Source organism: Parajatrophihabitans canadensis (genome assembly GCF_053764775.1).
Genome location: NZ_CM132445.1, coordinates 1,872,023 through 1,885,766 on the forward strand (window position 1 = coordinate 1,872,023; position 13,744 = coordinate 1,885,766).

General features: G+C 64.5%; 17 protein-coding genes. 3 read left to right on the forward strand and 14 right to left on the reverse strand.

Going from position 1 to position 13,744, the window contains the following annotated elements; all coding sequences use genetic code 11:
- Nucleotides 1-199 precede the first annotated feature (199 nt).
- Together ACSMXN_RS09165 and ACSMXN_RS09170 are read left to right on the forward strand one after the other, a co-directional pair.
- Nucleotides 200-688, forward strand: coding sequence for a DUF1269 domain-containing protein (locus ACSMXN_RS09165; protein WP_022911557.1), 489 nt, complete (start codon nucleotides 200-202; stop codon nucleotides 686-688).
- A 318-nt stretch (nucleotides 689-1,006) separates the two neighbouring features.
- Nucleotides 1,007-1,825: a tyrosine-type recombinase/integrase gene (locus ACSMXN_RS09170; protein ID WP_196811123.1), complete on the forward strand. Its 819-nt coding sequence runs from the start codon at nucleotides 1,007-1,009 to the stop codon at nucleotides 1,823-1,825.
- Between the two features lie 13 nt (nucleotides 1,826-1,838).
- Here ACSMXN_RS09170 and ACSMXN_RS09175 read toward each other — a convergent pair whose 3' ends face one another.
- Nucleotides 1,839-2,756, reverse strand: coding sequence for a hypothetical protein (locus ACSMXN_RS09175; RefSeq protein WP_022911558.1), 918 nt, complete (start codon nucleotides 2,754-2,756; stop codon nucleotides 1,839-1,841).
- Between the two features lie 61 nt (nucleotides 2,757-2,817).
- Entirely contained in the window at nucleotides 2,818-3,036 is a 219-nt protein-coding gene (locus ACSMXN_RS09180) for a hypothetical protein (protein WP_155958226.1), read from the reverse strand.
- A 61-nt stretch (nucleotides 3,037-3,097) separates the two neighbouring features.
- Between ACSMXN_RS09180 and ACSMXN_RS09185 the strand changes: the two genes are divergently transcribed.
- The gene (locus tag ACSMXN_RS09185; RefSeq protein ID WP_155958229.1) at nucleotides 3,098-3,451 is read left to right on the forward strand and encodes a hypothetical protein; all 354 of its coding nucleotides are present in this window, start codon (nucleotides 3,098-3,100) and stop codon (nucleotides 3,449-3,451) included.
- Between the two features lie 118 nt (nucleotides 3,452-3,569).
- Here ACSMXN_RS09185 and ACSMXN_RS09190 read toward each other — a convergent pair whose 3' ends face one another.
- From ACSMXN_RS09190 to ACSMXN_RS09245, 12 genes are all read right to left on the reverse strand, one after another.
- The gene (locus ACSMXN_RS09190) at nucleotides 3,570-5,069 is read right to left on the reverse strand and encodes a hypothetical protein (protein ID WP_022911561.1); all 1,500 of its coding nucleotides are present in this window, start codon (nucleotides 5,067-5,069) and stop codon (nucleotides 3,570-3,572) included.
- A gap of 9 nt (nucleotides 5,070-5,078) precedes the next feature.
- Entirely contained in the window at nucleotides 5,079-5,402 is a 324-nt protein-coding gene (locus ACSMXN_RS09195; protein ID WP_022911562.1) for a hypothetical protein, read from the reverse strand.
- Nucleotides 5,399-6,475 (reverse strand): hypothetical protein, encoded by a 1,077-nt coding sequence (locus ACSMXN_RS09200; RefSeq protein WP_022911563.1) that lies wholly within the window; start codon nucleotides 6,473-6,475, stop codon nucleotides 5,399-5,401. The genes ACSMXN_RS09195 and ACSMXN_RS09200 overlap by 4 nt, the downstream gene beginning before the upstream one ends.
- 2 nt (nucleotides 6,476-6,477) lie before the next feature.
- Nucleotides 6,478-6,897, reverse strand: coding sequence for a hypothetical protein (locus tag ACSMXN_RS09205; RefSeq protein WP_022911564.1), 420 nt, complete (start codon nucleotides 6,895-6,897; stop codon nucleotides 6,478-6,480).
- A gap of 1 nt (nucleotide 6,898) precedes the next feature.
- Nucleotides 6,899-7,210, reverse strand: a complete 312-nt coding sequence (locus ACSMXN_RS09210; protein WP_022911565.1) for a hypothetical protein — start codon at nucleotides 7,208-7,210, stop codon at nucleotides 6,899-6,901.
- A 69-nt stretch (nucleotides 7,211-7,279) separates the two neighbouring features.
- Complete coding sequence (locus ACSMXN_RS09215) at nucleotides 7,280-7,783, reverse strand: hypothetical protein (protein WP_022911566.1); 504 nt, start codon at nucleotides 7,781-7,783, stop codon at nucleotides 7,280-7,282.
- Entirely contained in the window at nucleotides 7,780-8,535 is a 756-nt protein-coding gene (locus ACSMXN_RS09220) for a M15 family metallopeptidase (RefSeq protein WP_022911567.1), read from the reverse strand. The genes ACSMXN_RS09215 and ACSMXN_RS09220 overlap by 4 nt, the downstream gene beginning before the upstream one ends.
- A 39-nt stretch (nucleotides 8,536-8,574) precedes the next feature.
- The gene (locus tag ACSMXN_RS09225; RefSeq protein WP_155958232.1) at nucleotides 8,575-8,907 is read right to left on the reverse strand and encodes a hypothetical protein; all 333 of its coding nucleotides are present in this window, start codon (nucleotides 8,905-8,907) and stop codon (nucleotides 8,575-8,577) included.
- Complete coding sequence (locus ACSMXN_RS09230; protein ID WP_022911569.1) at nucleotides 8,904-9,182, reverse strand: hypothetical protein; 279 nt, start codon at nucleotides 9,180-9,182, stop codon at nucleotides 8,904-8,906. Before ACSMXN_RS09230 ends, ACSMXN_RS09225 begins: the two co-directional genes overlap by 4 nt.
- A gap of 69 nt (nucleotides 9,183-9,251) precedes the next feature.
- The gene (locus ACSMXN_RS09235; protein WP_155958234.1) at nucleotides 9,252-9,731 is read right to left on the reverse strand and encodes a hypothetical protein; all 480 of its coding nucleotides are present in this window, start codon (nucleotides 9,729-9,731) and stop codon (nucleotides 9,252-9,254) included.
- Nucleotides 9,732-9,739: 8 nt separating this feature from the next.
- The gene (locus tag ACSMXN_RS09240; RefSeq protein ID WP_022911571.1) at nucleotides 9,740-11,944 is read right to left on the reverse strand and encodes a LamG-like jellyroll fold domain-containing protein; all 2,205 of its coding nucleotides are present in this window, start codon (nucleotides 11,942-11,944) and stop codon (nucleotides 9,740-9,742) included.
- Nucleotides 11,944-13,674 carry a phage tail tape measure protein gene (locus tag ACSMXN_RS09245; RefSeq protein ID WP_022911572.1) on the reverse strand — a complete coding sequence of 577 codons (1,731 nt, stop codon included), beginning with the start codon at nucleotides 13,672-13,674 and terminating at the stop codon, nucleotides 11,944-11,946. Before ACSMXN_RS09245 ends, ACSMXN_RS09240 begins: the two co-directional genes overlap by 1 nt.
- Nucleotides 13,675-13,744 lie beyond the last annotated feature (70 nt).

Consider the following 13,744-nt stretch of genomic DNA (forward strand, 5'->3'; position numbering starts at 1 on the left):
GAGCCCGGCCCAATTGGATCACGCTGGATGGAGCGCCAGGGGCCGCTCGCGGTAGGGGTTGGCGGTGTCATCCTCGGCGAATGAGGCGCGGCTATTTGCGCTCGGGCACGCTGCCTAGGTGCGGGCTCCGATACGGCGGGATCGATCTGTCGGAAGTCCGCAGGTACCGAATCGCTGACCACGATGCAGGAGGTTCCAAATGTCCGCCCTTACAGTCTGGAAATTCGAAACCGCGGATGGCGCGGAGAAAGCGCTCGCCACGCTGGAGGAGCTGCAAAAGCAGCAGCTCATCCAGGTGCTGGACGGCGCGATCGTGACCTGGCCCGCAGACAAGAAGAAGCCGAAGACGCAGCAACTTCACAACACCACCGGTGCCGGCGCGCTGGGCGGTGGATTCTGGGGCCTGTTGTTCGGATTGATCTTCTTCGTGCCGCTCATCGGGTTGGCGATCGGTGCGGGGATGGGAGCCCTGATGGGGTCGATGGCCAACGTCGGCATCGATGAGGCGTTCATCGATGGTGTGCGCAACCAGATCACGCCCGGAACCTCGGCGTTGTTCCTGATGAGTCAGGGTGCTGTTGAGGACAAGGTGCGCGGGGCGTTCCAGGGCACTCACCCCGAGCTCATCCAGACGAACCTCAGCGACGAGCAGGACGCGAAGCTGCGGGCAGCGTTCGCCGACGACTGATTCCGGCTGGGCGCGACCTCGCGAGCGACTGAATCCTTCATGGCGGTAGATCGCCCGGTAGAGGGTGTCCGAAAACACCACATTTGTGCGCCGCGAGGGACTTGAACCCCCAACCCGCTGATTCAGAGCTTCCGGGGACAAAGAAGGTCACGCCGCTCACTGAACGGCGAGGTCGACCGCGTGACCTTGCCCCGGCCGATGCGCCCCTGCGCATCGCTTCCTGAGTTCCCAACTGATCACAAACGACACAACCGCATCATGGGGAACTTGCGTCTCGTTCGAGCTGCAGCTTGGACCAAACCTGCCGAACATATATCCGTGCCCCTGCCAGATATCTGGAGGGAAGCGATCAACAACTGGACCGAGTGGCTCGTCGCCCAGGGCTTCCCTCGAACGACGATCGAACTACGCGTTTACCACCTGACATTGCTGGCCCGGGAGAACGGCACGCTCCGGCCATGGGAACTCACACTGCACGATCTGGTCGCGTGGTTCGCGCGGCACGACCGGTGGGGCGGGGACTACCGCAGATCTGTCAGATCCAGCGTTCGCAAGTTCTACGCCTGGGGTATCGAGACCGAGCTCACACTGAAGGACCCCACCCGTTATCTGCGGACGCCGAGACCCAAGCGGCCCGTGCCGAGGCCCACGCCCGAATGGCTTATTAACGAGGCGCTACTTCACGCGGCCGAACGCGAGCGGCTGATGATTCTGCTGGCCGCGTGCTGCTCGATGCGGCGCGGCGAGATCACGATGTTCCACACCGACTGGATCGAGGGCGACGAGATCCGGATCCGCGGCAAAGGTGCTCGGCAGCGGCTCGTGCCGATTCCCGAGATCGTCGCGGTCGAGCTGGCGAAGCTTCACCCTGGCTACGTCTTTCCGCGGCCTGGGGTCGACGAGCCGATGACTCCCGCACACGTCGGCAAATTGATCAGCCGGGCTCTCGGGCCCGGGTACACCGGGCATACGTTGCGGCACCGCTTTTCAACGAAGGCCTACGCCGCCGAGCGTGACCTGGTCGCGGTGCAGGAGCTGCTCGGCCACTCGAGCATCGAAACGACGAGGATTTACACCGCGGTGCCAGACGGCGCGAAGCGTCGAGCGGCCGCTGCGGCAGACATTCACGCAGCGTGAAACGTGGCGATATTTACGAGCTGACCTCTCCCGCTGCACGGATGCCCACAGCAGTTTCACTCGATGCGCCTGATTCGAGGCGATCGTAGATACGACGGCTCGACGGATCGGCCCAGGCCTCAGTCCAGGGAAATGCAGGCTCGGGTTTGACGATTAGTCGGGAGCCATCTCGTTCGAAGAATCTCAGGTCGGCGTTGAAACGGTAGGTGTCCCGGACGTTGGCGCCGTGGTCGCGGACCCAATATTCGAGGTCCAATAGCTGGCCCTCTATGCCTGGCTCACCGAGTTTTTGCCACTCGACGCCCGAGGCTGAAATCCGCTTCCAAACAATGTCTCGTGATTGGCCGGGCGCTAGGTATAACTCGCCCCCTGGCCAGTCGAGTTCGCCATGCCCATCTGTAATGAACGCGATTCGAGCGGGCACGTTGGAATAGTTGTGGAAGTTGATCGTCACGAAAATGGCGTAGACCTCGCCCGCCATGACGTCGGGGTGGACATCAACAAATCGGCTAATGCTGGGCACGGTAAAGGTGGCGCCTCCGTAGTCGTAGCCCGAATCGCGGAGTCCGGCTGCGCTGGCGTAGCTGAAGAACGCTTTGTTCCTCGAGCTGGGTCGAGCGCGGCCGATCACGGCTGGGGCAAGTGCATCGAGCTGCGAAGTGACGAGCCTGATGTTCGCGCGATCAGACTCTGCCTTCAACCTGGCGGCTTCGGCCTCGGCGAGGTCGACCTGACGGCGGGCCAGCGTCAGTTGGTCTTGGGCAGCTTTTGCCTGTGTGCGAGCTGACTCGGTTTGCTTGGCCGCAGATCTCGCGGCGCTGAAAGTGAATTTCGCAGCGAAGCCGGCTGCGACCAGAGCACCAAACGTTATGACCGCAGTGATTGCCTCCCACCCAGTGCCCCACTGGATGCTGTGAGTGTGGAAGTGCATGGTTGCCCTTCGGCCCGAGGAACGATGTCAGGCCACACCGTAGCGCTGTCCTCCGTCGCCGCTAGCCGATCGCTTCCCAGTAACCGGCGCCTGGGATGTGCGGCGGGTTGTAGCGAACGTCGCCGCACTCACGGCACTCGTGGGTGCGGTGGCCGTTACCGCCGGCGCATTCGCAGGGATGCCAGCCGACGAGTACTCGCCCGCCGCGATAGCGATGCCCATTAGCGCACTCCAGGGGCCCGACCTCTACGTATCCGCGTGCGGTCTTGACCAGCTGCATGCGGCCACGGTAGCCGAAGAAGGCTCTAGTTAAAGTTCGTGTTATGTGCCATGATGCGCGCGTGAAGACTGATGGGTACATGATCGATGCCGAGTTCGACGGACAGCTTCTGACGCTGCATGCGAAGAACAAGGCGTCGAGGGCTGCGCTGCTGGGTCCGGACACGCTTGCACGGATCGCGGACCACTATGCCGAGATGGCCGAGTCGGACAAGCGGATCCGCGTCGAGGGCGACTCAATCTCGATCCCGGTCGAGGACATGGCTGATGTCACGTTCAAGGACGCCTCGATGCTGGTCAATGGGAATCTGATCGTCAAGACCAATGACGGCAATAAGTACCAGGCGCACTTCCGCAAGAAGCAGGCCGGCGGGTTCGCCGAACTCCGGGACGCGATCGCGAAGGCTCGCGCGTAGTCCTCGCACAACGCAAAGCGCCCCGCACCGAAGGCCGAAGCCTTTACGGTGCGGGGCGTTACTCAGTTGGTCGCTGAGGTTCTAGTTCCACGAGTGCGCGCTCATGGCCTTCTCCTTCTCACTGGCTCGCCGCCATCCTCGGCATGATCACCGGGGCCGCCGTCATGGATCCGCCCGGGCTCGAGGCAGCCGGCACCATCGACGGGACAGTTACCGCGGCCGCCGTCATGGATCCGGGCGTAGTTGGTGTACCGACCGCGATCGCGAACGTGGCGAGCACTGGCACCGCAATCGCCGTGCTGCTGGTTTTCGTCCCGCTGACTGCGAGCGCACCGATGACAGCCATCGCGACCGCGCCGGTGACGTTGCCGGCGGACTGCAGGGTGAGCGCGCCGACCACGGGCAGCGCGATCGCGCCGTTCACGGTGTCCTGCCCACTCACCGCAAACGACGAGACCACGCCCAGGGTGACGAGACCGGCCGCCGATCTGGATCCGCTCACCGCCAAGGTGGCGAGCACAGGCATGCTTACCGCGCCGCTCGTGGTGTCCTGGCCAGCGATCGCCAAGGCGCTCGTGACCGGCATAGCGACGGCGCCGGTTTGGTTGCCGGCGGTGGCGATCGCCAAGTCGGCGACCACGGGCATCGCAACGCTCGAGGAGATCGTGTCCTGCCCAGCGATCGAGAGCGCCCCGACAACCGGCATCGCGACAGCGGCGCTCGCGGTGTCCTGGCCGGCGATCGACAGCGCGGAATTCACTGGCATCGCAACGGCACTCGAGACAGTGTCCTGGCCGGCGAGCGCGAGCGAACCGACGACAGGCATCGCTACCGCTGCGTTCGCGGTGTCCTGGCCTGTGACGCCGAAGCTGGCCGAGACGCCGAAGCCGACCGAGGCCGGCTGAGTCGAATTGCCGGCGACGGACAGCGCGCCCGCGACCGGGAAGGTGACAGTGCCAGTGACGGTACTTCCGCCGGAGGCGGCCTTGAACGCGAGAATGATCGATGAGCGGTTCCCGGGACCGTTGCCCGTGAAGGTCGCCGTGCTGCTCGTGGCGGTGGATCCGTTAAAGGTCGCGGCGAGCGTCGCGCTTCCGATATTCATTTGCGGCGAGGTTCCGCCGACGCTCGATCCGACCTGGCTGTAGGAGTTCGTCCACGAGCCAAGACCGGTGACGTCGTTAGCGCCGGTCGAGCCACCAACCGCGGCGAGGACTACCCGGTCACCGGATGTCGGGGTTAGCGATGGCGTGGCGTAAGTGGTTCCGAAGGTGTTCGCGAAGGTGCTGGAACCGATGTCGAATGGCGTCGTGTTGTCGATGCCAGTGATTGCGATGAATTGGTACTCGGAGTGTGACGCGGATCCGATGGTGTATTGCACCGACGTTTCCGAGCCGGTCGCGATCTTGTACCAGACGTACATGCCGACGTTGGACTGCACCGACCCGCCAGCCGGGAGGATGAAACTCGTCGATTCAGGCCGGCCGGCGCCGGTGGTGGTGCGGTAGTCGTCGGCCTCGATTAACAGACATAGCAGTGTCCCCGCGGTTTGAGCGGAGAAGTTGACGGTGGTCGTTGCCGTGCTCGAGGAACCTGAGGTTAGGAGCGTGCTCGACAATGCCGCCCCCTAGTTGATTTGTTGCAACGCCGCGATCAGTTGCTCAGCGCTGGACACGTACTGCAGGGCGGTCGCGGTGTCGGTTTCGTCGCCGTGGTATTCGCTGTAGCCCTGGAACAATTGCTCGGCGACCTCGATCAACGACACCGGGATCTGCTGCGCGATGGCCATCCGCTCGACGTCATCGACATTGCTGTGCAGACCGCCTCGGTAGGTGTTCACACCGAGGCGGTCCTGCGTGTCCCAGTTGGCTTGCCGGAACGCCTGCCACGCCGCTGTGATCGCAGCGCCCGGGTCCGTTTCGGCAAGCTGGCGAGCGTTGTCCCGCGTCACGGGGCCGGGATCGGTGTGCCGTCGGACAGGGTGTTACCAGACCAGTCTGGGAACGCGCCCTTGACTGAGTTGGTGGTGTCGAGCGGTCCGAACAGATAGGAACCCTTGACGATGACGTTGCCCTTGACGTGGGTGTAGATCATCGATTCGTTGAGCCGCAGCGTGTACCCGCCGCCGGCGAGGTAGTTGTCCTCGATGTCGGCGTTACCTTTGGAATTGTCGGCGAGGAAGATCGCGCCGTTGCCAGCGCCGATACCGAACTGGGCGGCGTTCACCGGCTTGGCGTCGATGTTGCTGCGCAGGATCGACCCGCCGGCGTCGGCTTGGTAGGCCTGGATGGCGTCGTTGTGATCCGAGGACGACTCAGCTTTGGTGCGCAGGTAGGACTCGACCACGTTGTCACCCTCGAACCGCAACGCGTCCGACGAGCCGGTGACGGAGCAGCGGAACAGGTTGTACGTCCCGTCGCCGTGGATGGCGATGTCCTCAGCGGTGACTGTGTCGACGTTGACCCAGTTCAGGTTCACTGTGTGACCGTTGGTGTCGATCGACGTGTCGAAGCGCGCCGCGGTGATGCTGATATCTCGATCGATCGTGACGCCTTTCTTGAACCACGCACACGTGACCGAGGCGCCCAGCGAACTCGCTGAGACCTTCGCCGTGTAGACCTTCGGACTCGTGCAGGTCTCGCCGTTCGGCCCGACCCACGCGGCGATGCCCACATTCGACGGATTGATCTGCTGCCCGTTCGTGATCGTCGACGGGCTGGTCGGCGTCGGGCTCGGAGTCGGGGTCTGAGACGGCGCGCTCGAGCTGGGCGCTGTGGAACCGATCGGGCTTGAGAGGGGCGGCAAGGTGAGTGTCACGGTTGGGCCGGGAACCACCACGGTCTGGGTAGCCGTGATCTGGCTCGAGGGGCAGGTGATGGTTTCGTTCGTGCCGTCATCCGTCTTAGAGCAGGACGTGCTCGTGGTCGCGCTGCCGGCCTTGACGGCGAAGATCGCGATGCAAAGAGAGACGACGAGGAGGACCACGAACCACTGGACGGGGTTACGGCCGAGTTTGGCGGTCATAGCTATTGCACCGTTCCTGTCGCGTTGCCCGTGTTGACGGCGAGGATGTCGCCGGTGTTGTAGGCCTTCGCCAGCGAGGAGCTTGGTCCGTAGAGCACACGCTTAGGTGTACCGGTCGAGTCGTAGATCTCGCAGCCGGCCCACGTGCCGCCGGCGCCGGACACCGTGATCGAGATCGTGCCAGTGTTCGACTTCGTCGGGACGTTCGATACCGAGGCCGCGGCGGACGTGAACAGACCCGCGATCGACACGCCGGCCTGGATGGCGGTGCCGTTCGCGGCCGCGGTCCCGAGCGTGGAAGTGAAGACACACTTGAATGGCAGGGTCAGGGTGAGCGCGCCGAGCGTGAGAGTGCCGGAGCTGCCGTTGGGCAGCAGCACATCGAGGATCGGGTTGCCGACGGCCTGGTCGATGGCGCCCATATCAGACCGCCGGGGCGGTGTTGGCGGCCTCGGCTGCAGCGTTCAGATCGTCGATGATCTTCTGCTGTTCCGCGTCCTGGCTGACGAGCACGGCGCGCAGCTCATCGCCGTGCGTTCCGTCTTTGGCCGCGTCGATCGCCGCGGCGCGCAGGTGCCCGAAGTTCGGGTCAGCGCGGAAAGACTGCTCCATCTCGTGCGGCAGACAGTCGAGGTGATAGATCATAACGACTCCGCTGCCGAACGCGTCGCCGATTCGCACCTTCGGGTGATCGTCGACTCCTCCGCACTGCTGGCACTGATCGATGACGTTCATGGGCTTCCCTTTCAGGGCAAGAGAAAAGCCCACGACACTTGTCGAGGGCTCGAGGTACGGGGAGTCGGGTCAGGTGGTTAGGGCGGCGGTCGCTGGGTTAGGTGTGGCGGCGAACGCGCCGTCGACTGCGCGGTCGTCGGGCCCGGGCGCCGGCGTCGCGGGTAGTTCTGCGTCTTCCGGCTCGTCGGGATCCACATCGATCAGGCCTGGGTACTGCACGTCAACGAGGGCGCCGGTGGTCGCGTTCGCGATGTGCTGCGCTGCTTCAGACAGCGGCACGAGCAGCTCGCCGCTGGTGTCTTTAGGTAGGTTGCTCGCGTCAGCGGTGGTGGCACCCTTATGGATCCAGGTGATTCCGCCGATGACCGAGGCGACGGCGATCCCGCGTTCGACCCACGTCGTCGCGTATTGCGAGACGCCGAGAGCGTCGGGCAGGCCGAGCGCTGCGGCTACGGTGCCCGCGGTGCCGATGACCGCGACGATCGTGCCGCGCTTAGCGGCGACCGCTCGAGCGATCCAGCTGACTTTCTCGCCGGCGTCCTCGATGTCGTCGACGATCGAGTGCGCGCTCATTTTGCGGTCTCGGGTGCGAGCAGTTTGGCGACGGCCGCGGCGAGCGCGTCAGCGCGAGTCTTGGACGCGGCGGTGGCGGCCTGTTGGCCGGTGAGTAGCAGCGCGGTGTTCCTCGCCGCTATGACGCCGTTGTTGTAGCCGGTCTGGATCTTCGAAATCGTGAGCGAACGGGCGGTCACGTTGGCCGCCTGCACAACCAGATTCCATTGGTCCTGTGTTGCTTTCACTGCCATGAGAAACTCCTCCAGAGTTTGAGCGGGCGGTGCTGACGCGATGGGTGTGACCGCGGCCGCCTCGGCCGGGGTCAGGTGGATCTCGATGTGCATCCAGTCCTGCGGGTAGGACCAGTCGCCGCCCCACTCGCATCCGTACTTCTGCGCGATCGCCGATGTGATCGCGGGCAGCGAGTCGGGCAGGCTGGGCTTGCTCGCCGCGTACATCGGGTTGCTGCCCCAGTTGATGTCGATCGCGATCGCGTAGGTGTGGAACGATCGCGACCCGCCGACTGTGAGAGACCCGGGGTTGTAGCAGCCGCATTGGCCGGCGACGAGTCGCTTGCTGGGAATCTGCGGGACCAGCTCGTCGAGGACGGCCTTGAATACCGGCACGGCATAGCGGTTCATCGGCCCGAAGGACACACCCGAATGGCTGAACGGCACTAGGAGCGACGAATCCCTCTCAGGGTCAGCGGTCGCCCACCCGATGGCCGCTGGGTCGTAGACGCCGAAACTGGCTTGTGCTGCGTAGGTCATGGTGAGACTCCTAGACAACGAGATGGGTGATGAGCAACGTCACCGCTTACCCAGGTACGGCATGACGCGCGGATCTATCGGCTTCAAAGGTCCTTGCGTACAACCGGCATTCGAGTAGGCCAGCCGCATCTGGGCCGCGATGGTCAAACCGAGCACGGTCGCCTTAGGCGACACGGGCGCCTCGGCGATCGTCTTGTACACCTGGCATGCGGCCTGGGCGCGCTGGTTGGCGGTACCGGCGCGGGATTGCGCGGACAGCGCGATGCCGAGGGATGCGCAGATCAGCACGAGGCCTACGCAGATGCTGCCCAGTTTGAGGATGGTGCGCTCGGCGGGTTCGAGCCGGGCCAGTCTGTCGTGGATGCCCATCATTTGTTCTTCTCCCGAAGCTCAGCCTCGAGTTCGTCGGCGTGCTGGCGGAAGTAGTTCCGGTCCGTCGTCATTGCTGCCAACGCCTCCCGAAGGTTCTTGATGGTTTGTCTGAGCGGATCCGTCGCCGCTTTCACAGCTGCGGCGATCGCTGCGGACTGACGGTTTTCACGCGATTCGCGCGACTGGGTGATTCCTTGTTTGACCGTGAAGTACACGCCGATCAGTGCGACCGGAGCGCCGATGATCGTGGCCAGGGCTACGAGGGTGATCAGCATTTCGGTTCACGCATCCCAGGTCCCTCACGGTCTTCATTGGCAGCGGGGTGTGTACAGATGCCCCGCCGGTTACGGCAGGAACGCGATGTTCGCGGAGATGTAGGAGTTCGCATCGACGCGGTATTGCGAGGTGCCGCTGACTCGGGTGGCCTGCACGATCAGCGCCTGCGATCCGGTCGCGATCGAGCTGATCAGGTCGTCCCACACGAACGGCCCGCGGCCCGGCGAGGTCGGCAAGGTCAAGCGTGGCGATGCCGATCCGAGAGCGGCCCCGATGCCGATCTTCAGGGTCACGACGTCGGTACCCGCTGCGATCTCGAAGCAGCCGGTTATCTTCATGCTCACGACGGCCGATGACGCCCAGGCCGGCACCGTGATGTTGCCGAGGTTGATCCAGGTGGTCGGCGCGACACTGGGCGACGCCGGGGTGTCGGTGTTCGAGGTCGGCTGGAAAGGCTGGACCGTGTTCGCGCCGTTGAGCTGGTTGATCAGCTGCATAGCGTACGCGGCGGTCCAAGGATCCCCAACTGCGACTGGGTTAATCGGCATCTATGACCTCACAGAGCTAGGGTGGCCGTGGGCCATAGATTGACGATGGATCCGGCGGCCTGTGCGGCCGCTGGGGTGCCCTTCTGACCACGAAGCACACCGGTGAACGTTTGCGGGCTGGCGGAGCCACTCGGCGGGTTGACCAGCGTGAGGACCTCCATGCCGATCTGGGTGCTCAGCGGGTACCGCGCGGGAACCGTTGTGAACGTCGGCCCGTCACTGGTCGCGATCACGATCGTTGACGCGGTCGCGGTGATGGCGGCGTTTAGGGTCTGGCCGGAGCACTGCAGCCTGCCGTAGGAGGTGTCGTCGAGGACCATCGTCGCCGGGTTGTCCGCCGGCGAGGTGTCGAGCACGATCGTGTACTGGTCGGCCGCGATCGTTTCGGTCCAGCCTTCGACGATCAGATCGAGCTGGGTGGACGGAGACACGGTCGCGTCGAGGGAGGTGACCCGGATCCGCGAGCCGACCTGCAGCGCGGCCAACGCGGTGTAGAGGCCGGCGGTCGTCGCGGTGAGCAGGTCGATCGTGATCTGCGGCGTCCGGTAGCCCGGGTTGGCGTTCGCCGAGACGCGCGCCTGCAGCAGCTGCAGGACGTCGCTGTCGGTGGTCGCGTAGGACGTGACTTGTTCGCTCGACAGTTCGTTGTCCTCGATCGACGCGTCATCGGCGGCGGTCTGGGTCGACAGGCTGCCCGAGGCGGCTGAGCGTGACCCGGTCGATTGGTTGATCAGCGCCAGGTCGTCGAGTGACGGCGCGAAGGTGACGCCCAGGTCGGCGCCGGCGTCGACGGTCAGGATCGGCGCGCCGGGTTTGCGGAACGTCCGATCGCGGAAGGTGACTTTGCCGTTCGGTGCCACGTAGAACACCGCGCCCGGGCCTTCGCTGGCCACGACGTCCTGACACGCGGCGACAACCGACTTGCCGGCCTGCGGGTACGTGTTGAGGATCGCCTTGCCAGGGTCGATATCCCAATCGGCCGAGGTCAGACCAGCCGCGGCCAGATACCGCTTGATGCGGGTGCCGCTGGTGTCGCCGTAGTAACCGCGGCCCGCTGCGTACCGAGCGGCGACCCGGTCAGGGTTCCATGCGTTGTTGCCGGCGCCGCCGATGCCGAACCATGCCAGGTAGCCGATGTTGCCGGTGAACAGCGCCGAGGACTTGGTCGACAGCGAGCTCTGGCCCACGGTGACCCGGTAAATCTCATCGCCATACAGCGAGGTCGCGGTGCCTTGGGAGACCGTGTCGACGAACAGCTCGTAGTTGTTGACGCCGAAGGACACGGCCTGGGTGAAGCTGATGAGGTGCCATCCGCCGTCGGCGATCGAGGCGCTCGAGGTGATCGTGACCGGTGATGCGCCGGACCTGTCGAGCACGACGTGGCCGGCGGAGTTCACCTCGAGCGACAGGCCCGCGGGTGCGCCGTTCAATCCGACGCTGCCGGCGTCCTCGATGCTGAAGAACGCGGTCGTCGACGCCGGCGCTGACAGGACCCGGACCCAGATCTCGGCGCCGTCGCCGAGCGCCGGGAGGAACTTCGGGAACGGTGGCACGCCTGACTGGAGGTACTGGCCGTTCACGAGGCTGGCGGGCGCGAACTTGACGCCGGTGCCGTCGCTGGATCCGGGACCCGCGTCGCCGAACGCCAACGGTCCGCCGGCGCCCGACTGCACGACGGACATCGTTTGGCCGCTGGCCACGTCGAGCGCCTGCATCGAGCCGGCGGGCTCGGTCAGCGGGAAGAACAAGAACGGTGAATCCTGCAGGATCTCGGTCATCAGCGGCGCGTCGAGCGTGACCTTTGACAGCTTGTCGGTCCGGTCGGACGCCGAGAACAAAGACTCGGCGGTATAGCCGTCCGCGCCCAGAGTCGGCTGGATCTGCCGGATGTAGCCGGTGAACCGGTCGATCCGAGTCGCAACTGGCGTGTAGGACAGCCGGATCTGCTTGCGCACCGTGAGCGAGGGCCAGAACGGGTGCGGCGTCACGCCATCGGCGAGGACTTGGCGGCCCGGTGTGTAGGCGCCGGCGCCCTTGACGTTCGGGTTGCCGTTGTTGAACCGACAGCTCATCGACGCCGCCTGCGGGGTCGATGAGACGTCGGACGAGCGACCGAACTTGAACGTGATCGGCGAGCCGTCGTAGTCGCCGCTCACGTCGATCCATGTGCCGGTCAGATTGAGTTCCAGTTTCAGGCCTGCGGGTAATGCCATCAGATCGATCCCGGTACGTAGGCGTTGCGCGCCCTGGCCCGCTGTAGTACTGGAACGATCGCGCGGACGATCGCGTCGTCTGTACCTAGCGGGTGCGTGATGTTGATGTTGTAGACGTCGCCGCCGCCGCCGAATCCGCCCTTGTACTTGTTCAACGGAATCACTGCCTCCGGTCCTGCCTCACCGAACAGCGCGACCGTTGGCCTGGTCACGACGCCACCCTTGGCCAGCGCTGGAATCAGAGTCTCGCCGCCGACGGTGCCGATCCCTGGGATGTGGGTATTGATCCGAGGGATGTTGATCGGCAGGTGCAGTATCCCGTTGATTCCATTGCGGATTGCCGATCCGATGTCGGCGACGAAACCGCCGACGTTGCCCACGCCCGACCGGATGCCGGTCCACAGTGACGACATGAAGGCCTTACCGGCTGCGAGCATGCGGCCGCCGAGGCCGGAGAAGAAGCTAACGACGTTGTTGAACGAGCTCACGATCCAGTTCTTCACATCGCTCGCGCCTTGTTTGATCGCACCCCAGTTGCGGGTGATGATCAGTACCGCGATACCGATTGGGCCGGTGAGGATCGCCAGCAGCAGCGGCCAGTTCGCCCTGACCCAGTTCCACACCACCATCGCCGCAGTCTGGATCGCGTGGAAGGCGACCGACCACAGTCTCTGGAACCAGTCTGTTTTCGTCGCGATAAGCACGATGATCGCGATCAAGCCGACGATGGCTAACACCACCAGGACGATCGGGTTCGCGGACATCGCGGCATTGAGTAGCCACTGAGCCGCGGCCCAGCCTGCCGTCGCGATCTTGGCGATACCGCTCGCCACGGTATGCAGATTGGTCGCCACCGCGGAGGCTTTAGTCACCACCGCCGAGATCGTCATCGCAGTGATGATCAGACCGATCGCGGTCGCGACCAGGACCAGCATGTTCTTGTGGGTCTGGAAATAGGTCGTCACCGCGATCACGACAGGGATGATCTGGCCGCGGACGAAGCTGGTGAAGCTGGTGAGAAGCGGCAGGATCTGTGCCCCGAATTGGACCTGCAGACCCTGCAGGCTCGCGTTCCATTCCCGTTGCGAAGCCTTGGACTTCTTCAACGCGTCGAGGTTCGATCCGGTCAGCGTCAGGCCGTACTTGTCGGACTGCTTCTCCAGGGCCGCGATCGCGGAGCTGCCCTTATTCAGGAACGGCAACATGTCCGCACCAGACTTACCGAACAGCTGCATCGCCAGCGCTGTCTTCTCCGCACCGGCGGGCATCTTCAAAAACTTGTCCGACAGCTGCGGCAGAATATCGCTCATCGGCTTCACGTGGCCCTGGGCGTCGCGGAAGTCGAAACCCAGGGTTTTGATCATCGCCGAGGTGGCCTTGCCGCTACCCAGCGAGGCGCCGAGCGCCTTCTCGAACTTACCGGTCGACTTCGACAACGTCTCGTAGGAGACACCGGACTGGTCGGCCGCGAACCGCAACCTCGAGGCTTCCTCGGCGGTGCCGCCCATGATCCGCATCAGGCCCTGGGTCTGGCCGCCGACCTCTTTGAACTTGTCCACCGAGGATTTGCCGAACGCCACGATCGCGGCGCTGGCTACAGCCGCGCCGGCGACGACGCTCGTCTTCAGCGAGGATCCCGTCTTGGCTGATTCGCCGGCGAGGCCCTTCATCGACTTGCTGGCCGTGCGGTCCTCGCCGAACAGCAGGTACTTCAACGAGATATCGGTCACGAGGTCAGCCCTGCGCTTTCTTCATCTCATCGCTGTAGGCGTCGGCCTCGGCCGCGAATAGCCGCCACTC